Origin of the sequence: Flavobacterium sp. SOK18b (genome assembly GCF_014156605.1) — a bacterium.
Classification (GTDB): Bacteria; Bacteroidota; Bacteroidia; order Flavobacteriales; family Flavobacteriaceae; genus Flavobacterium; species Flavobacterium tiangeerense.
This window is the reverse complement of record NZ_QKNZ01000016.1, coordinates 24,751-45,233: the sequence shown is the minus strand read 5'-3', so window position 1 is coordinate 45,233 and position 20,483 is coordinate 24,751. Positions and strand designations below refer to the sequence as shown.

General features: G+C 33.8%; 15 protein-coding genes. 1 reads left to right on the top strand and 14 read right to left on the bottom strand.

What is annotated here, in order from left to right:
- Positions 1-257: 257 nt before the first annotated feature.
- The gene (gene apaG, locus DNC80_RS03845) at positions 258-644 is read right to left on the bottom strand and encodes a Co2+/Mg2+ efflux protein ApaG (protein WP_182649373.1); all 387 of its coding nucleotides are present in this window, start codon (positions 642-644) and stop codon (positions 258-260) included.
- Positions 645-727: 83 nt separating this feature from the next.
- Positions 728-1,993 (bottom strand): DUF5103 domain-containing protein, encoded by a 1,266-nt coding sequence (locus DNC80_RS03840; RefSeq protein ID WP_182649371.1) that lies wholly within the window; start codon positions 1,991-1,993, stop codon positions 728-730.
- 166 nt (positions 1,994-2,159) lie between these two features.
- Here DNC80_RS03840 and DNC80_RS03835 point away from each other — a divergent pair, with 166 nt between their 5' ends.
- Positions 2,160-4,970, top strand: a complete 2,811-nt coding sequence (locus tag DNC80_RS03835) for a pitrilysin family protein (RefSeq protein ID WP_182649370.1) — start codon at positions 2,160-2,162, stop codon at positions 4,968-4,970.
- Positions 4,971-5,024: 54 nt separating this feature from the next.
- On the opposite strand, the gene DNC80_RS03830 is transcribed toward DNC80_RS03835, so the two are convergent.
- From DNC80_RS03830 to DNC80_RS03775, 12 genes are all read right to left on the bottom strand, one after another.
- A complete protein-coding gene (locus DNC80_RS03830) occupies positions 5,025-7,931 on the bottom strand; it encodes a DEAD/DEAH box helicase (protein ID WP_182649368.1) in 2,907 nt (968 codons plus the stop codon).
- Positions 7,932-8,043: 112 nt separating this feature from the next.
- Complete coding sequence (locus DNC80_RS03825; protein WP_182649366.1) at positions 8,044-8,877, bottom strand: class I SAM-dependent methyltransferase; 834 nt, start codon at positions 8,875-8,877, stop codon at positions 8,044-8,046.
- Between the two features lie 87 nt (positions 8,878-8,964).
- Complete coding sequence (locus DNC80_RS03820; RefSeq protein ID WP_144889389.1) at positions 8,965-9,339, bottom strand: GxxExxY protein; 375 nt, start codon at positions 9,337-9,339, stop codon at positions 8,965-8,967.
- Positions 9,340-9,426: 87 nt separating this feature from the next.
- Complete coding sequence (gene map, locus DNC80_RS03815; RefSeq protein ID WP_182649364.1) at positions 9,427-10,245, bottom strand: type I methionyl aminopeptidase; 819 nt, start codon at positions 10,243-10,245, stop codon at positions 9,427-9,429.
- 43 nt (positions 10,246-10,288) lie between these two features.
- Positions 10,289-11,677: a TolC family protein gene (locus tag DNC80_RS03810; protein ID WP_182649362.1), complete on the bottom strand. Its 1,389-nt coding sequence runs from the start codon at positions 11,675-11,677 to the stop codon at positions 10,289-10,291.
- Positions 11,677-13,023 (bottom strand): HlyD family secretion protein, encoded by a 1,347-nt coding sequence (locus DNC80_RS03805; protein WP_182649361.1) that lies wholly within the window; start codon positions 13,021-13,023, stop codon positions 11,677-11,679. Before DNC80_RS03805 ends, DNC80_RS03810 begins: the two co-directional genes overlap by 1 nt.
- A gap of 6 nt (positions 13,024-13,029) precedes the next feature.
- A complete protein-coding gene (locus tag DNC80_RS03800; protein ID WP_182649359.1) occupies positions 13,030-14,694 on the bottom strand; it encodes a peptidase domain-containing ABC transporter in 1,665 nt (554 codons plus the stop codon).
- Positions 14,695-14,699: 5 nt separating this feature from the next.
- Positions 14,700-15,371 (bottom strand): TetR/AcrR family transcriptional regulator, encoded by a 672-nt coding sequence (locus DNC80_RS03795; RefSeq protein WP_182649357.1) that lies wholly within the window; start codon positions 15,369-15,371, stop codon positions 14,700-14,702.
- Positions 15,372-15,424: 53 nt separating this feature from the next.
- The gene (locus DNC80_RS03790) at positions 15,425-16,057 is read right to left on the bottom strand and encodes a leucine-rich repeat domain-containing protein (protein WP_182649355.1); all 633 of its coding nucleotides are present in this window, start codon (positions 16,055-16,057) and stop codon (positions 15,425-15,427) included.
- A 173-nt stretch (positions 16,058-16,230) separates the two neighbouring features.
- The gene (locus DNC80_RS03785) at positions 16,231-16,383 is read right to left on the bottom strand and encodes a hypothetical protein (RefSeq protein WP_182649353.1); all 153 of its coding nucleotides are present in this window, start codon (positions 16,381-16,383) and stop codon (positions 16,231-16,233) included.
- 8 nt (positions 16,384-16,391) lie between these two features.
- The gene (gpmI, locus tag DNC80_RS03780; RefSeq protein WP_182649351.1) at positions 16,392-17,909 is read right to left on the bottom strand and encodes a 2,3-bisphosphoglycerate-independent phosphoglycerate mutase; all 1,518 of its coding nucleotides are present in this window, start codon (positions 17,907-17,909) and stop codon (positions 16,392-16,394) included.
- A 140-nt stretch (positions 17,910-18,049) separates the two neighbouring features.
- A complete protein-coding gene (locus DNC80_RS03775) occupies positions 18,050-20,470 on the bottom strand; it encodes a DUF5916 domain-containing protein (RefSeq protein ID WP_182649350.1) in 2,421 nt (806 codons plus the stop codon).
- Between the last annotated feature and the right edge of the window lie 13 nt (positions 20,471-20,483).

Here is a 20,483-nt window from a genome sequence, read left to right as displayed (position 1 = left end):
TTGTCTTGTTTTTTAAACTTTAAACAAAAGTACAAAGGTTTCTTTAAAGATTTGACATTTTTTAAAGTAATCTAAATCCTCGTGGTGTTACTTTGAAAGGTATAGCCCTGATAGTAATGAAAAGCTTTTTGAAGTGGAAAGCCTATTTTTGCAGTGCTAAAAAAGCGACCCAAAGAAGCTCTTTTTAGTGCTAGCAAAATTAGCTTGACACAAAAAAACTTGTAATGAATAGCAGGATTAGCTCCTTATGAAAAGTATTAATTAAGTGCAAATGGTGCACATAGCCTAAAAGCAGGCACGATTACTTTGAAATTTCTAGTTGAAGTAAAATTAATCATGTTGAAGTATCCTTTCATGGCACCATACGGTGAGGATAATAAGCAACCTGAGCTGTAAGTATGTTGTTCGCCAGGTTTTAATACTGGTTTTTTTCCAATAACACCTTCGCCATCCACAATTTCTATATCGTTAAGAGAATCAAAGATTTCCCAATGACGTGAGATTAATTGTACTGAATCCTTACTGTGATTTTCAATTGTAATTACATAACTAAAGGCAAAGTGAATCTTATAGTTCTTGAAGTAGGTACCTTCAAAACTAGTTAATACTGAAATTTTTATGCCTCTTGTTATTTGAGAAACCATATTAAAAGAGTGAATATGTGTTTATTATTGACAAATTTACAAAAAAATGGTCTTAAATCAGTCCATTCTATAAAAAGTTTTTTCTAGTTAATGATGTTCAAGGAACTCGCTACGCCTTTACCAACCACGCGCTCGTACCGATCAATACTTTCTTTGTAATAGACCAATATGGTGTACTCATTTTCGGTTTGATAAAAGTTGCCATCAACACTGTTTTCTTGGTCAATTATGCCAGTATCATTGGCAATTGTATATTGAAAATTTGCGAATCCTTGTTTCATTAAAATAGCTTTTTCGTACCTGCCATTTTTTGGGTTATACTCCATCTGATATTCTGGAGTTAAGGCGTAGTTATTGAACATTCCTGTTACGTACACATTTTTGTTCATTCTGAAAGTTGGAGCAGATAGGTTGAAGTATACCCAAGCATAATCAGCTTCTATCTCACTTTTTATTGTGTTTATATTTTTCGTAACAAAGGCACCATTGGCATCTTGAGTAAAAGTATACGGGAAATTTGCACGAGCGGCATTTGTGTGTAAAAAAGTGCCATAAATAGGTGTGCTAGAATCAATTCGGGCCACATTGTTGCTTGCTGAGCGAATGTCTTTGTTTTCGAAAAATAAAAATTCATTACCTGCCCAAAACTGCGTCTCAATATCGTATTTGTAAATCAGGTCATTACCTATTGTATATTGAGGTTTAATATTTTTTAATGCGGTTTTAAACTGTGCGTTTTGTAAAATAAGAACTTTCACGTTTTTAATTGGATTTTGAAAAGTAATGCTGCTAGATTTAATGCTAAAATCAAGATTGTGTTTTGCATCATTGCTTTGTACTGTTCTTGCTCTTTTTATTTGCAAGGGAACTGTAACAAGGTCTTCGTAAAGAATGAATTTTCTAGAAAAAACAACCTCTTTGTTTTCGTCCAATACCTTTAACATGTAGTTACCACTGATTTTGAGTTGTTGCGTAAACTGGTTGGGTATCGCTAATTTGTAATGCGAATAAATCTGAAGCGTATTAAAGGAATTTGTATAATCTTGTATTCTTTGATTGTCAAAACCTTCGAGGTATTCATTTTTGGGAATAGGGGTGGGAATCCAGTTGTAGTCACAATGAATTATTTCATAATAATAATTGGCTTCATTGCCATACAGATCATCAAATTCTAATTGAAATCCTTCGCCTAATTTTAAAAATGGAATGATGTTTTGATCATTCTGAATAAAGGAAATTGTTTTGATGTTAAAAGGTGGTGTGATCTCTTTTTCTGCCTGCGCAAATGTTACGCTGCTGAAGCTAATGGCAGTGATAAGTAGAACTATTTTAGAAAAGAAGGTACTCATTATGGGATGCTTAAGATTGTGTAAATATAAGGATTACTGCTCTTTGTTGCAGATTTATTTATTCACCTATAGTATGTTTTACGTATGTAAATTCTGTTAAAAAAAGCATAATGTTGTAATGTATTAAGGTTTTGGGTGCTATTTTTACTGCAAACAAACAAAACTTATGAAAAAATTAAACAAATTAGTACTAGGGATTATGTTGTTTCCAGCGGCTGTTTTTGCACAGCAAATGGATTTTTCAACAGCAATTCCCTTAGACCCTTCGGTAAAAACTGGAAAACTACCAAACGGGTTAACGTATTACATCAAGAAAAATGCCAAACCAGAAAAGAAGGTAGATCTTAGACTGGTTGTTAACGCGGGTTCTATTCTCGAGGAAAATGATCAACAAGGATTAGCGCATTTCATTGAGCACATGTGTTTTAATGGAACCAAGCGTTTTCCTAAAAACCAATTGGTGGATTACTTACAAAGCATTGGTGTAAAATTTGGTCAACATTTAAATGCCTACACTGGTTTTGATGAAACGGTTTATTTTTTACCAATTCCATCAGATGATCCTGAAAAATTAGAAAAAGGATTCCAAATTATTGAGGACTGGGCGTTCAACACTGTTTTGACACCAGAAGAAATTGATAAAGAAAGAGGCGTAGTATTAGAAGAATATCGTTTAGGTTTAGGTGCTGGAAAAAGAATGATGGGTCGTTATCTTTCTAAAATGATGCATGATTCTAAATATGCTACTCGTTTACCAATTGGTCAAAAAGAGGTATTAGAAAAGTTCAAACATCAGTCTTTAATTAATTTTTACAAAGATTGGTACCGCCCTAACTTGATGAGTGTTATTGTAGTAGGTGATATTGATGTAGCCGAAATGGAGAAAAAAATTATTTCTCACTTCTCTGCTTATAAAAATCCTTCAAATGAAAAACCAAGAAAGGTATTTGAGGTTCCTAATCACAAAGAAACTTTTGTAGCTGTAGAAAGTGACAAAGAAGCCTCAAGTACTCAAGTACAATTATTGTACAAAGATTATGCTGCACCTAAGAAAATGGTAAATCTAGGTGATTTCAAAAATTACATGATTGAGAATTTATTTGCAACGCTTTTAAATACGCGTCTTGATGAGTTGACCAATTCTTCAACACCACCATTTACTTACGGGTATTCTTATTATGGTGGAACGTTTGCAAGAACCAAAAAAGCATATCAATCCGTTGCAATGTCTCAAGAAGATAAGCAACTAAGCGCCTTAAAAGTATTGGTAACAGAAAATGAGCGTGCTAAGAAATTTGGATTCACACAAGGAGAATTAGATCGTGCTAAGTCTGAATTTATGGCTTCTATTGAAAAAGCATACAATGATAGAAGTAAAACGAATTCAGAGAACTTTGTTGGGGAGTTTCAAGCAAATTTCCTTGAAAACGAACCTGCTCCAGGAATTGAATGGACCTTTCAAACCTTCAAGCAAATCTTACCTATGATTGATCTTAAAGATGTAAATGGGTTAATTAAAGAGTACGTTAAAGAGGATAACCGAGTTATTATTCTAACTGGTCCTGAAAAAGAAGGCTTGAAAAAAGTAACAGAGCAAGAAGTATTAGCTGCAATAAAAGTGAATACTGACGAATTAAAACCGTACGAAGATGCTGCCGTTGCTACTAGTTTACTAAGAAACGAAGTAAAACCAGGAACTATTGTAAGCAGAGAAAGCAATGCAAAATTAGGTACAAAAACACTTGTTTTGTCTAATGGTGCCAAGGTAACCTACAAGAATACTGATTTTAAAAATGATGAGGTTCTTTTTGAGGCAGTAAGTTTAGGTGGTTCTAATTTGTATTCGAATGAAGAAATGAAAAAAGTTCAGTTTGCCAATGGAGCACTTGCTGAGGCAGGTTTCTCAGGATTAAAATTGAACGATATCAATAAATTCATGACGGGTAAAATAGCAAGAGTAAATCCGTACATTGGTGCTACTACCGAAGGTTTACGTGGTTCTTCAACACCTAAGGATTTAGAATATCTTTTCCAAATGACTTATGCTTATTTTACAGATTTAAATTTTGATCAGGAAGCTTTTGAAGGCTTTAAGCAAAAGCAGTCTAGTTTTTTCAAAAACATGGCTTCTACACCTCAAAACTATTTTCAACAAGAGTTTTACACCTACTTGAACAAGGAGAATCCAAGATTCAACGGAGTGATGCCTACTGATAAATCATGGGCAGATACAGATTATAAAATAGCGTATGAAAAATACAAAGAGCGTTTTGCAAATGCTGCTGATTTCGAATTTTATTTTGTTGGAAACGTTGATGATGCAACAATCGAAGCATTCGCAGCAAAATACATAGCTTCATTACCAGCTAATAATAACAAAGAAAAAGCAGTAGATTTAGGTTACAGATTGCTAAAAGGAGACTTGAAAAAAGTAGTAAATAAAGGAGCAGATCCAAAGAGTAACGTTACCATCATGTTTTATGGGGATGCTAAATATTCTGCTAAAGACGCTATGAGTATACAAGCTTTAGGCGAAGTTCTTACTATTAAACTGACAGAGCAATTGCGTGAAAACGAAAGTGGTGTGTATGGTGTAAATGCACGAGGTAGCATCAGTAAAATGCCTTACGGATCATACAATTTTTCGATAGGTTTCCCTTGTGGACCAGAAAATGCTGAGAAGTTAACTGCATCTGCATTAAAAGAACTTCAAAACATTATTGACAAAGGACCAGATGAGAAAGATATTGCTAAATTCAAGGAAGGTGAACTTGCTGATTTTAGAAAAGACAGTAAAGAAAACAGATACTGGTTGTCTAATCTAACAAGATCTTACATCAATGGATACAGCCCAGAGGATGTTTTCAAATTTGAAGAAATGGTAAATGCAGTTACTGCTAAAGACATTCAAAACATAGCAAAACAATATCTTACAAAAGATAAAGTGATAGGTATATTGATGCCAGAGAAAAAATAATTTTTTTAGTCTTAAAACTAAAACCTGCTATTTCATTGAAGTAGCAGGTTTTTTTTATGCTAGTATAAAATCTAAATTTTCTTCAATATCAGGGCTGATGTGGTTTTCATCAAGCAATGCATCCGAAAGCAGTTTTTTGTTTTCTTGTAATCGAATGATTTTTTCCTCCACCGTATTTTTAGTGATGAATCGAACGACATTTACTTTGTTCAACTGCCCAATACGATGAGCCCGACCAATTCCTTGCTTTTCAGCAAAGGGATTCCACCATGGATCTAAAAATAAGACATACGAAGCTTTTGTGATATTGAGTCCCACGCCACCCGCTTTTAAGGAAATGAAAAACAATTTAGCACGCTCCTGTTCCTGAAATTTTTGCACTTGATACGCGCGTTCATTTTGTGGGGTTGCACCAGTTAATTCACAAAAATCAATTTTGTTTTCGATGCTCCATTTTTTATAAAATTCCAAGTTAGACACAAACGAACTGAAAACTATTGTTTTTTGATTGGATTGCACTAAGGTTTCTAAATATCGTGTCACTGCAATATATTTTCCTGAATCAAGTTCTGATTTTTTATCAATCATTTTAGGATGATTGCTCAATTGCCTTAAGCGCATCAACGTATTGATAATATTGATTTTGTCAATGCCAGAACCATCGGTTTTTAAAAGTGCGTTTCTTGCTTTTGACTTTTCTTCTTCATACAATTTCTCTTGTTCGGGTTCCATATCACAATAAAAAACTTGTTCCGAGAGTTCAGGTAAGTCTTTTAAAACTTGTTCTTTGGTTCGACGTAAAATAAACGGACTGACTAAATTTCTTAATTCTGATAGACTGTTTTCGTCCTGTTTTTTCTCAATGGGAACTTTGTAATGCTCCGCAAAAAAAGCGTAACTCCCCAAAATATTCGGATTGATAAATTGCATTTGTGACCACAAATCGTCTAACGAGTTTTCTATTGGCGTTCCACTCAACGAGATTTTATGAGTCGTTTTTATTTGATTTATAGCCTTAAAAATTTTCGAATTTTTATTTTTGATGTATTGACTTTCGTCCAAAATCAAAAAACGAAATTGGTACTTTTCTAAAATGGAAAGATCTCTCGCCACCAACGCATAACTCGTAAAGATCAAGTCGTATTTTTCTAATTTTTTAGAAATTAGTTTTCGATCTTGTCCTACATATTGAATTCTCCTGAAATGAGGAGTAAATTTTCTAGCTTCGTTGTACCAGTTGAACACCAAAGAGGAGGGAAGCACAATCAAAGCTTTTAGGTACTCTTTGGCAATAGGAATTTCATTGCCGAACAAATCGAGTTGCATGTTTTCGGCTTTTTCAAAATCTAATTTTTCTTGAACGGCGACGAGCGTGGATAAGGTTTGCAATGTTTTTCCCAATCCCATATCATCGGCCAAGCAAGCACCTAAACCGTTGTTGTAATGTTCTAGAAGCCATTGTACGCCTTCTATTTGGTACGGTCGCAACGTGGCTTTAACCAAATCCGAAGGTTGGTATTGAGCAGTTTCTTTTACGTGTAAAGTCTGTTTTAATTGCGGAATGTCTTCAAAAACCGCAAAATTGCTTTTGAGTACTGCCATAGTTCCGTTGTTGATTTTAGCCAGTTTAGCCATGGCTGCATAGCGCGTCATCCATTCAAGCGGAATTAAAAAATAATTGCCATTGGGTAAGAGAAAAAGGCGATTGTGGCTTTTTATATTCGGAATTAAGTCGCTGAAATTGAATTCAAAATCATCACAAATCACAGTCATTTTAATATCAAACCAATCGTTTTGAATGGTGTTGGAGAATGTAATGGTAACTGCATTATTATCAATATTTTTTCCGTCGATTTTGAGATTCTCTAACGAAAAACCTAATGATTCTAATTTTACACGATTTTCTAATGCCCATTGAATAGAAGCGTAAGTATCTTTTTGTTCTATTTTTTGCAAAATCCCAAAAAGCTGGTTCTCTTGTTTGCTAAGCCCAAGTTTTTGTAAGGATTCGCTGAATTTACCCTCAGCTTGACTGCGCTTGTATTGAATTAATTTTATGTTCTCTAAGTTTTTTAAATCAATTTCGGTATGCGTGTTTTTGGTTTTAGTGGCATCAAAAATGTATCCGTTATAATCAAAAGAAAGACTGATGAAGTAGGTGTTTTTAAAAAAATCATGCACCAATTGTAGGTTGCAAGTACATATAGCGGTTTGGGTGATTACTTCAAAACCCGTAGCGCTGATATCTACTTTTTGGGCAATGTCCTTAATGAATTTTTCAAAATAATCGGGGACTAGTTTTGAAGGGATTTCGACCGTTTTTTTATTTAAAAAAGGGGTTACTTTTTTAGAATTGATGTTTTTTAACGCATACAGCTTATGGTGTGCAACCAACCATCCCGGTTCGTCCAACAACAATGTTACTGAAGTGTTCGAGGGATAAAAAGCAAGGTCATTTTCCTTTAGTTTTAAAGTATATGAAATTCCGTTTTCGTGTTTATCAAAATGGAGTTCGGTTTCCAAAGCTGGATTTTGAGTGCCAATACGACTGATGCGAAAATCTTTTTCTTTACCTAATTGAAACGAAAGCGGAAAATTATGTTCGCGAACTAAACCATAAAAGGACGCTAATTGCAGTTGTATGAATTGTGTGATTCCGAATTTTAATTTTTCGTCTTGCAATAAGTCCTCAATTTTCTTGGCGGCTTTACTTTTTGTTCGGTATTTTTTGAACAGGACATCTGGCTGCAAGCTTTCGCAAATGCTAAGTGTTTTTTGCGTTGCAAGCGGGAGTTGCTTTGTCTCAATACCCATGCTTTGCAGCACTTCTGCGCTTGCTTTTTTTTGTAAATACGTGATGGTTTCCGTATGCCCAACCACATACGAAGTAGGAATATAGCAATTGAGTTTTGCTTCAAAACTAAGATCAAAGCAAAACTGGAAATGGTTATCGGGTTCCAAAAGCAATACGTTATTTAATTATTTAGATTTTTTAAACACAGATTCCACAAATTCACACAGATTAATATGTGCTAATTTGTGGAATCTGTGTAGGATTTAAGTCTGTTAAATATTATTTAAAACAAACTGGTATGATCTCTCCTTTAGCCAAACAGTATTTTTCGACTAGTTCAGGAGTAATTTTATTAGTGTAATCTTCTTCAACAACTGTAAAACCAATACGGCGTAATTTGTCAAAATAATCACGACCATAAATGCGAACGTGATCGTATTGTCCAAATATTTTGGCACGTTCTTTTTGGTCGGTAATGCTATCATCTGCAAAAGTTACGTCTCTTTTTAAGTCCTGCGGAATTTGTAAAATGGCCATTCCACCAGGTTTCAAAACACGATACAATTCCTGCATCGCTTTGGTATCATCTGGAATGTGCTCCAAAACGTGGTTGCACAAAATGACATCGTATTGATTGTCTTCAAAAGGCAAATTGCAAATATCTGCTTTCACATCTGCCAAAGGCGAAAACAAATCAGTAGTGGTATAATCTAAGTTTTTTTGCTTTCGAAACAATTTATAAAAAGCTTGTTCAGGAGCAAAATGCAATACTTTTAATGCTGAATTTGTTTCAGCATCTCTCAGTTTAATTCTTTTAGCGTTTGTAACTAAAGAATCTGAATCAAGTTCAGATTTAAAAAAATCAGTTTGCTCGTTGAGGAACAACCACAACAAACGGTGTCTCTCTAAAGAAAGCGTACTTGGCGAAAGCACGTTGTTACGCTGTGTTTCATATCCATACGGCAACATCGATTTGAAGCTTTTACCATCAATAGGATCAGTGAATTTATCACCTTTTAAAGTAAAGGCTATTATTGGTCGAGCCACATAACTCAAACGAATTAAAAGCGGACGCGGAATGGTATTTAGGATAAGTTTAAAAGCAGATTTCATTTACATATTAATTAAAACACGAATTTCACGAATTTGCACTAATTACAAAAGTTGATTTTGTTTTGAAAGCCAAAAAGTGCGTGTTTGTTACAGGATTATTCTTTTATATTTAAGGCTATCTTCACCAAAGTTGATCAAAATTCCGAGTTTATTTTTTGATGCTGCTAAGTAATTAAGTGTTTGTTTAATTTCACTTTTACTCAATTCTTGTATTGCTTTAATTTCGAGTATGATTTCGTCGAAGACCAAAAAATCAGCAAAATAATAAGTTGGTAAAATTATTTCTTTGTACTCAATATTGAATTTGGATTCTCTGGAATAAGGGATGTTATTTTTCTTAAATTCATATTCTAATGCATCACCATAAACCTTTTCACTGTGTCCTTTTCCCAGAATTTTGTGAACTTCCATACAAATTCCGATTATTGAATAAGCTTCTTCTTTCAAATAAAGTTCATGCATTTTGTATGTTATTGGTTAAATAATCAAGGGCATTATTTCTGAAATTTTCATAAGTTTTAGATTCGTGGTAATTCGTGCAATTCGTGTTTAAATAACCAAAGGCACTTTTGTAAACTCTTCTTCCTCATTGCTCACAATTCCCAGTTCTTTATAAACGTAAGCAAAAGTGGATAAAATTTCAGGTTTTCCATCAATAATGGCCACATCGTGTTCAAAGTGGGCACTTGGTTTTCCATCGGCAGTAGTAATAGTCCAGCCGTCTTTGTGTTGTTTGATGTTGCGGGTTCCCATATTGATCATCGGTTCTATGGCAACCACCATACCTTCAATAAAAAGTTTACCACGACCTTTTTTACCGTAATTTGGCATTTCGGGATCTTCATGCATTTTTTGGCCTAAGCCGTGACCTACAAGCTCACGTACTACACCATATCCATGTGCTTCGGTATATTTTTGAATAGCATTTCCCACATCTTCCACACGATTTCCAAGTCGAAGCTCGCGAATTCCTACGTACAAGGATTCCTTTGTAACTTGTAATAATTTTTTTGTTTCTGGTGCCACTTCTCCAATTTCGAAAGAGTACGCATGATCACCATGATATCCGTTTTTGAAAGCACCGCAATCCACCGAAATTACATCACCGCTTTCTAATGGTTTGTTGTTTGGGATTCCATGAACTACTTGTGAGTTAGGACTCATGCATAGTGAATTTGGAAAACCGTACAATCCTAAGAAACTTGGTACTGCGCCGTGATCACGAATAAAGGCTTCGGCAAGTTTGTCTAAGTATAATGTTGTTACTCCTTCTTTGATCTCAGAGGCAATCATTCCTAAAGTTTTGGATACGATTAAGGCACTTTCGCGCATTAATTCTATTTCTTCACGTGACTTTGCTATAATCATAATTTCGAATTTTCAGTTGGCAAAAGTACGATTTTATAATTATTTAATCCGGATTGGCCATAATTTTAAACAGCTCCGAATTTGAAATGTAAAAGCGGTTTTCCAATGCTATTTTTGAGAGTTGCGCACTCACTAAATTGTTTTCTCGGGTATTGATTAAAAACAGTGAGCTTTCGCCAAATGAAAATAAGCGCTCCTCAGAATTCAGCATGGTTTGATTGTCTTTTACCAGACCTTTTATTAATTCTTTTTGTTTTAATAAAGATTCGATTTCTATTTTTTGAGCATTAATCTTGTTCGTCAATTGTACTTTTTCAAGATTCAAGGCAAATTCTGTTTCTTGTACTTTGAATTTAGCTAATTTAAGACTTCCTCTTTCTTTTCTTAAAAATAGAGGAAAGTAAAAGTTAACCCCAACCTTATAATCTTCAAAGCGGTAATTGTCTATATAGCTCGGTTCAGACAAATAGGAATAACCGATGTCAATTTTGGGTAAAAGCATATTGGCTTTCAGTTTTTGATCTACAGTTAACATGTCGATTTTACTTTCAAGCGCGTTTATTTTTGGATGACTGGTAATCGAAAAGTCTTGATTAACCAGATCATTTGTTCTTAAACTTTCCTGAATGGTAAACTCCAATTGAATTTCTGGAATTAAATCTTCAGCTAATTCTAGCGGAATGTTGTTCTCCAGCCATAAATAATTAGACAGTTCTAATTTGGCTTTGGTCAGTTTTAATTTAGAATCTTCTAGGCTTAAAGCTCTGTTTTTTACAATAATTCCTGCCTCAACACTATCTATAGCAGGTTTGTCTCCTTGATTGATCAGGGATTGTATTCCTTTAAAACGAATTTGCGCATTTTGATTGTATTCTTCGTAAAGTTGTACTTCATTGAAGTTTTTTTTCCAGTTAAAATACGCCACTGATGCGTCATAAAGTACAGCAATGGCTTGCAGTTTTCGCTCAGCTTCGCTTAGTTTTATTTGCATTTTTGCTTTTCGAACATCAGCCATTCTTTGATTAATTAACAAGCCTTGTCCAAGCGGAACAGTAACTCCCAGAGAAGTTAGCCCTTGATTAGGTACTGTATTTTCAGGATTGAGATATACGCCTTCATTGTTATCAAAACCAGCTTTAATTTCGATACCATACCAAGTAGGTATTTTAAAACTACTGTTTAAAATAGAATAATACTCTTTGTCTTTGAATTGTTTTTTGCTAAAATCGACTTCAATTTTCGGATCAAAACCACCTCTAGCCATCATCAAGTTGGCTTGAGCTTTGTTTATTTCTAGGTTAGCATTTTTCACCAAAGGATGGTATTTTTTTACGTAACCTAAAAATTCAGTATAAGAGAACTCCTTTGTAACCGTAGTTTGTGCGGATAATGAGATGGCAAAAAATAAAAACGCTACTAGTATTTGTTTCATTACTTCTTATCTTTTGTAGGTTGATCTGCTGTTTTGTAATAATTAGGAGGAAAACCGTTAAGTGTTCTCCAAAGTTCAAACCACACAGGAACATTGTCAAGTAAAGCTATAGTTTGAGCACCAGCTCCTATACTTAATTGTTTTGGCCACTTGTCTTCGTTTTCATCAGGAGCAATTAGCACTCTATATTTACCGTTTGCACTGATAAAATTCTCAATCGCTACAATTTTTCCACCAAAGGTTCCGTAGGACATGTTAGGCCAACCCGAAAATACAATAGTAGGCCATCCATCAAACCAAACACGTACTTTTTCACCTCTACTTAATAGTGGTAAATCAATAGGATTCACAAAGGTTTCAACAGCAATATCATATTCTGAAGGCATAATCGTAGCTATTGGAGTTCCTTCTTTTATGGTTTCGCCAATACCAGATTGCAACGCTCTATTTACATATCCATTTTGAGATGCTTTGATATAATACATGCCGTTTCTAATACTGTAATTAGCATATTGATTTTCTAGTTTGTTTACTTGTGCATCTGTATCAAACTGGCTGCTCAATGCGGTATACTTATCACTAGTAGCTTTGGATGCTTTTTCAGCATACTCAGCACTTATTCTATTTATTTCAACTTTGGCATTTATAAATTCATTTTTACTAGTAAGATATTTATTTTCCTGAGTGATTATCTTAGCCTCAACTTCTTGTAATTTCAATCTTTTTTCTTCGATATCAGTCAATGGCTTTAATCCCTCTTTGTTTAACGCAACAGAACGGTTGAATTGTGTTGTCGCAATTTTTAGTTGCGTTTTTACAGCTACCAAATCAATACTATCACTTTTAATTTTTAAAACAGATTGTTTAATTTTATTTTGAGCTTGCTCCAGTTTTAAATCCTTTTCTCTTTCAATAGCTTCTACTTGTCCGGTTAATGTACTTACTTTTGAGCTATAGGATTCTAAGGATTGTTTCTTAGCGTTAATTTGATTTCTAGTGTTCTGTACCAAGTTAGGATCCATATAGTCTTCTTTTATCTCTGAGATAAAAACAATTGTGTCCCCTTTTTTTACATAATCACCTTCTTGTACATACCATTTTTCAAGTCTACCAGATATTACACTTTGTATGGATTGGGGTCTTTGATTTGGTTTTAAAGTGGTTACGCTACCGCTTCCAGATATATTTTGTGTCCAAGGTAAGAACAAAGCGATTACTCCTATGATTGAAACGGCCGCTATAATTTTATTTAAAATCTTATAATGAGGTCTATTAGCAAGGTTATGTACCGTAGTGAAACGATCAAATGAAGGCAGTTTTGTGTTATTTTCGGATATGTTTAGCATGGCTAATTATTTTTTTAAATCTTGTTCGATTACACCGTTATTCATAATGATTACTCGGGAGCATTTGGTTTTCCAATATGGATTTTTTGACGAAACTATGATGGTCCATTTGTGTTTCTCGGACGTTATAAAATCTATAATTTCATTTGCAACAGTGGTATCCATTTTATCAGTTGGATCTTCATAAAACAAAATTTTAGGTTTATGAATGATGCTTCGGGCCAATAAAATCTTTTGGCAATTCGATGACGAAAGTTGTTTTCCTTCGGGTAATATATTGGTATCAAGTCCTTTAGGTAGTGATTTTATAAATGAAGTGAGTTGGACACCATCTATTGCCCATCTTAGATCCTCAGTGCTTATGAATTTATCATTAAAGGTAATGTTTTCGAGCAAAGTACCTTCAAATGGGGTTTCTCCAGTAATTATAGATCCTATTTGAGATCGATATTGTTTTATGTTTATTTTTTTGAAAGTATCATCATTTATATATAAAGCACCCGATGTAGGCTCTAGTAAACCCGATAAAATTCGGATTAATGTAGACTTGCCAGATCCATTTTCACCATCAATTGCTATGTGTTCCCCTTGGTCAATTTTTAATGTTATGCCATTTAAAATTTCTTTTGTTGAATCAGGGAATTTAAAACTCATTCCGTCCATTTCAAGTGAAATTTTATTGTAACAGGTATCACTCGTAAAAGGCATTTCCTGCTCAAGTTCTAAATCAGTTACTTGCCCTATTTTTTCAACTGATGTTAATACGTCATAAAATGTCTCAAGTCCCAAAATAATTTTTTCAACAGAGTTGATGACCAATAGGATAATAATTTCTGCAGCCACAAATTGACCGATGTTCATTTGTTGTGACAGCACTAAAAAACCACCAATTGAGAGTAAACTAGCTGTAATTATTATTTTAAAAATAATCAATTGACTGAATTGTCTTTGAATAATCTTGAAATGCTTTTCTCTGTAAGACAAGTAATCACTCACGAGATTGTCGTTTTTTTGTAACCCAAAATTATAATTTAAATCGTTTTTAAAACTGTAGCTGTTTCTAGCCATTTCTTGAATCCAACTAGCCACTTTGTATTTAAACTTAGATTCTTTTAAACTTGTTTCAAGTCCAGCTTTGTATGAAAATTTGAATATAAAATAAAGCAATAAAAACAGTAATGCTCCAAATACAATAAAATAAGGGTGGTATAAAGACAACAATATAATACCAAAAATAATTTGAAGTAAGGCAGCCGAAAAGTCAATAAGTAATTTTGATGTTCCTTTTTGTATTGCTAAAGTATCAAAAAAACGATTGGCAAGTTCTGGGGGATAGGTGTTGTAGAGTTCTTCTATTTTTATTTTGGGTAAACGAGCACCAAATTCAAATGAGGAACGCACAAATATTTTTTGTTGTAAGTTTTCCGTAATTCGGAGCTGCATTAAAGATAAAAGCCCTACTAAAGCTACCCCAAAAACAACTAAAACAATTAGCACAATCCATGAAGCACTCACGCGTCCTGATTGTATAAAATTTGTAATGGCTTGAATACCTAATGGGAGTGATAAACTTATTAATCCAGCAAAAATCGCATAGAAGAAAATTTGGTAAACATCTTTTCTATCTAAGGTAAGTAAGTTGTAAAATCGTTTTAAAGGAGTGTTTTTCATAGTATTTATTTTGCAATTCTTTCTACTAGATCTATGTAAAAATCTGTTGGCGAAATGGTTTCATTACAATTTGTTATGGTTTTTAAATGGTCTTTTAAAAAATGTTGGTGCAAGGCTCCTTCAACTATTGATGAGGCCAAGCTTTTTGCAAAAGGGTACTCTTGGTTGATAGCAACTATCATTTCAATTAAGCGGTTTATGACTCTTTTGTAAACTAAAAAAAAGCCTTCTTTATTCTCTTCGTCTACTTCTTTAGTGAGTAAGGTTTTAGTAAACTCTGCAATAATAATTTTGTTCAAGATGTTTTCATTGATGTGAGTTGTAGCATAATCATCCTCAATTTTTTCGGTTACGATTGTAATTGCTTTTTTCAATCTATCAATGGGTATAAGAATATTATTAGTGGCAAATACTAGTTTATATTCAATCCATCCCCAGTACCAAGACGATAAGTATAAAAGGAGTTTATGTTTGTTCTCAAAATAGCGGTATATAGAACTTTCGTTAGACCCAATTCGTTCTCCTAGTTTTTTGAAGGTAAAATTATCAAAGCCAATTTCATCAATAAGTAAGATACTGTTTTCTATTATTTTCTTGCCTAGAGTGGAGGTTTCGGGGTTTTTAACGTACAACTTCTCGTTAATAGCAATACTTATATTTGATAAAATAGCGTCCATAATATTTGTTTAAGCTCAATTTTGTATTTATAATCTGTTTTAATTTAATCTTATTAGAAATTTACTTTTAGTCCAAAATTCAAATTTTTCATGTCTTGCAAGTCATTTTTGATTTTGTTGTCTTTTAAGTCTAAATATTTAAGATGGTCTAATTTTTTTAAAGTTGGAACCTTCTCAATTTCATTGTTTCCAAGATATAAATTTTCAAGATTTTTTATTTTTAATAATTCAGTTGGTAGCGTTTTGAGCTGATCATTTTCCAAGTACAAAGATTTAAGCATTGGTAATTTAGCTAAAACATCAAGTGTTTTGGGTAAGTCCATCTTACTTTCATCGTTTAATCGTACTTCTTCAAGTAATTTTAAATTTGAGAAATCACTAGGAAGGACATCAAAATCATTCCCGCTTAAGTCAATTGATTTCAAAGTTTTTATGTTTGAAATACCGCTTGGAATTTCGGTCAAATGGTCGTTTTTTAAACTTAAGTATTCTAGATTTATAAATTTAGACCAATCCACTGTATCGAGTTTTATGTTTTGATTGCTTAAATTCAATCGATAAATAAGCTCGGGATTATTCAAAGCATCATTTAAATTATTGAATTCTTTATTTTTTTCATACTTAATTTGACTCCACAAACTAGTTGAAATAAGAAGAACAAGGACAGTTGTAAAGTATGTTTTCATAAAAAGAATTTTTAATTCAAGCAAAAATACAGCATAATTAATAGTAATACTATTGTTATTGTTTATTTAACTTTAATTTAAGATGTGAATACTATTCAGATATGAGAGTATTCTTAACAAAAAAAGAGGCTGTTCAAAAATACTTTTGAAAGCCTCTTTTTTATTAATTATTGTTAGTTATAGTGGGACTTACCGTTTTTACCAGGAGCGCCACTTTTCCCATTCTCGTTTCCTATTGCATTTGAGCCATTCTCACCAGGGCTGCCGTTATGTCCTGTTCCTAATGAGCTGCAACTATATAAAGTTATAGTTAATAGCGCAATCATATACTTTTTCATAGTAGAGAATTACAAGTCATTACCTCAGGTTTTTCAACACCCATCAATTCAAGTATTGTAGGGGCTATATCACCTAGCACACCGTTTTTAATCATAGTTAAGTCCTTATCTACTAGAATTAGTGGGACTGGATTTGTGGTGTGAGCCGTATTTGGACTTCCATCAGGGTTAATCATTGTTTCGCAATTACCATGATCAGCAATTACAAGAGTGGTGTAATTGTGAGCAAGTGCTGTAGTGATAACTTTTTCAACACATTGGTCAACTGCTTCACAAGCTTTTATTGCCGCGCTCATGATACCTGTATGCCCTACCATATCTCCATTGGCAAAGTTTAAGCATACAAAATCAACTTCCTCTTTTTCAAGTTCTGGAATAAGTGCCTCCGTTAGTTCATTCGCACTCATTTCAGGTTGTAAATCGTAAGTAGCTACTTTTGGAGAATTTTTTAAAATTCGGCTTTCGCCAATAAATGGAAGTTCTCGACCTCCTGAAAAGAAGAATGTAACGTGTGGATATTTCTCTGTTTCAGCAATTCTAATTTGTGTTTTGCCTGCTTTTTCTAAAACTTCACCCAGTGTTTCAGTGATGTTATCTTTATTGTAAACTACTTTTACGTTTTGATACGTTTCGTCGTAATTGGTAAGGGTAACATAATACAAATTAAGCTTGTGCATGTTTTGCTCATGACAATCCATTTGTGATAGTACCTCCGTTAATTCTCTACCTCGGTCTGTTCTAAAGTTAAAGAAAATAACTACGTCATCATCTTCAATTACAGCGATTGGTTCACTGTTGTAGGTAGTGATTACGGTTGGGTTTATGAATTCATCTGTAATATTTGCATTATAACTTTCTTGTATAGCATTTACAGCATTTGTTGCTGGTGTGCCTTTTCCATTTACCAATAAATCATAAGCCAGTTTAACTCTTTCCCAGCGTCTGTCTCGATCCATAGCATAATACCTACCAATAACCGATGCTATTTTAACAGAAGTGTTGCTAATGTATTCTTGCAAATCTTGAATGTAATTTTTTCCTGATTTAGGATCTACATCACGGCCATCTGTAAAAGCATGAACATATACTTTCTCTAAACCATATTCTTGCGATGCATCAATCAATCCTCGTAAATGCGAAGTATGTGAGTGTACACCACCATCAGATACTAGTCCTAGAAAGTGTACTTTTTTATTATTAATTTTAGCATAAGTGAATGCATCTACAAGTACTTGTTCTTGGGCTAACGTTCTATGAGCTACCGCCAAGTTAATTTTGGCCAAATCTTGGTACACAATTCGTCCTGCACCCAGATTCATGTGACCCACCTCGCTGTTTCCCATTTGTCCTTCTGGAAGACCTACATTTAAGCCATCTGTTCTTAGTTGAGCACTAGGATAATTTTGATACAAACTATTTATAAATGGGACATTTGCATTATCAATAGCTGAAACTTTTGGATCTGGTGATTTTCCCCAACCATCCAATATCATAAGAATTACTTTTTTATTCATTATCGTGTCTTTTAAACAAAGATAAAGTATTTCTAAAAAGGTTCAAATCTCCAGAAATAACTATTATATATTAAAAGGGGAACGCATACAAAAAATGACTATTTAGTTATGAGAGGCATCTATTTTTGTAATTAATGCATTCAAAATGTATTCTTCACCTGATTGTAGTCTATAAAATAGCGTAAGCTGATCGAAAATACATGGCTCAAAGCATCATTATTGAGTAGTCGAGTTACATTGCTGTTGAATTCTTTGTTGATATTTCGTTCAAAAGCACCAGCATTATTTCGATACAAGACGGTTACTTGACTTCCTGGAGCAAACCACCAGGTGTATGACAAATCAGCATTCCAAGAATAAAAACTTGAATTTTTGTTTGCGGTATAATCTTTAAAATCTGTAAACCTGCCATTTTGTTCTAAGGATAATGTGTTTTTATTTTCGGCATAAGACCAGTAATGACGCATTGCAACATTGAAAGTCATTTGACTGTTCAAGCCATACTTTCCTGACAAGGTGTTTGAATACGTTACTACATTTCTATTGGCAAATACAATAGTTTGATCTGAATTACTACTTGGGTCAGGATTGATATAGGTGTCAATATATCCTTTATTGTTGTTTTGTCTAAAAAAATTGAAGTTGTAATTCAAGGATAATTTGTCACTGAAACGGTACCTTGGTCCTATCGCAAAACCATAAGATTCGCGTCCTTTTTCATTAAAGACGGCATAAGATGGATTCAAATCAATAGCAAAACGGTTGTTGTAATTAGTAGATACATATACAAATCCACCTATGCGCTCCGGTATAATGACAAATCTATTCTCAGCTCTTGGTTCGTAATAATCGTAGGATTCTAGTGGGTTGCTATTGATGCCAAAACCGATGTAATGGTTTTTTTTGGTATCAGAGTTGATTTGAATATTGAGGTTGTTGGATTGAATTTTTCCTGTTTCTTTTTGAAATTGTGTATAAGCATTAATCCTGGTATTAAAAGAGTTAAAATACTTAGTAGGATTTAAAATTCTATAACTTGCATTTCCGTATACACTATAATAATTGGTTTGAAAATTAATTCCCAGGTCATTGTTGTCAAAATCTTTTGTCATAATATCAGCACCAATACCGTATCTGTATTTACCACTAGTTTCGGAAAAATTAAGTTGAGAATTGATTCCTTTCTTATCTTCTGTAGTGTTAATGTAGCTGTACTTAAAATCTCCAGCTAAATTATAGGTGTTTTTCTTAGTGTTTAAATCCCATGCTAGTGCAGTAACATTCCCATCTCTAAAATTCCCATTTCTAGTAACATTAGTGTTTATGAATGCAACTGAGGAGTTTTTGCGAAAGCGTTGGTCTAGTACGAGTACATTGTAATTGGCTAGGGGTTCAATAAGCTCTTCTCGTCTAGCGCCAGTTTCAGTATTACGAATCGATGCGGTTGTTTTTTCGGTAACGGCATTCAATATTCCCACACCCAGTCCGCCCTTAGTTCTACCCGAAACTTTAAAGGCATTAATTAGGTTTACAGTGGCTGGACTAGCATCAACAACTTCATTAGTTGCTAAGTTAGGTCTAGTGCTTGGGCTTCCGCCAATACGTCTCGAATACAGTAAATTTCCTTTGCTAAACAAATCCGTTCCTTCTGTAAAAAAAGGTCTGTTTTCATTGAATTGCTGTTCAAACGGACCCAAATTCAAGATTTGATCGTCAAATTTTGTTTGTCCAAAATCAGGTATCAAAATCATGTCTAGCGTAAAAGCATCGTTGATACCGTATTTCAAATCCAGTCCGCCTTTAAGTGTGCCATATGTTTTTTGTTTAGCATTGGCATTTACATAAAAAGAGGAGTACGGCAATAAGAAAAGCCTAACGGGAGGTTTGATGTTTTCAATACCCTCTAGTGTTCCGTTTTGCTGTGTAAAAGTCCCTAGTTTTGAGTCAATAAAATTCCAAGAATATTTATATCGATCTCTTCTTACTTCTCTAAAAAAGTTCAGTCCCCAAGTTTGTTTGTTTTCTGCCGAAAAGCGAAGTGCAGCATATGGGATTCGCATTTCTACAACCCAGCCTTTATCAGTAATAACAGCTTTACTTTCCCAGACTGCGTCCCAAGAATAATCCTCTCCATTTGAATCGGTTGTAATACAATCAGCTTGACCATCAGCAGCATTTACAAAAAATTGAAAATCTTGTTGACCATCATTAAATCCATTTATAAACACCCCAAAAATATCCGAAGTCCCAAAATCATCTCGCTGTGTGATTTCTCTTAAAATTTTATCAGGATTTTCATCATGCAGCATTGCGCCTATGTAAATGGCGTCATTATCATATAAAACCCGAACCTCTGATTTTTTGTTTTCGGGGATGGGCTTTCCATTATCAGGTTCAAATGTGATGAAATCACCCGCTACAGCTGCAGAGTTCCAAATAGCTTCATTTAGTTTACCGTCAATTTCTATTTTTTCAGAAATGAACTTGGTTTGTAATGTTTTCTTTTGGCTGTAGCCAATGAAAGAGAAAGTAATGAAACAAAATAAAAATAGATTCTTCATGCAGTGATTATAA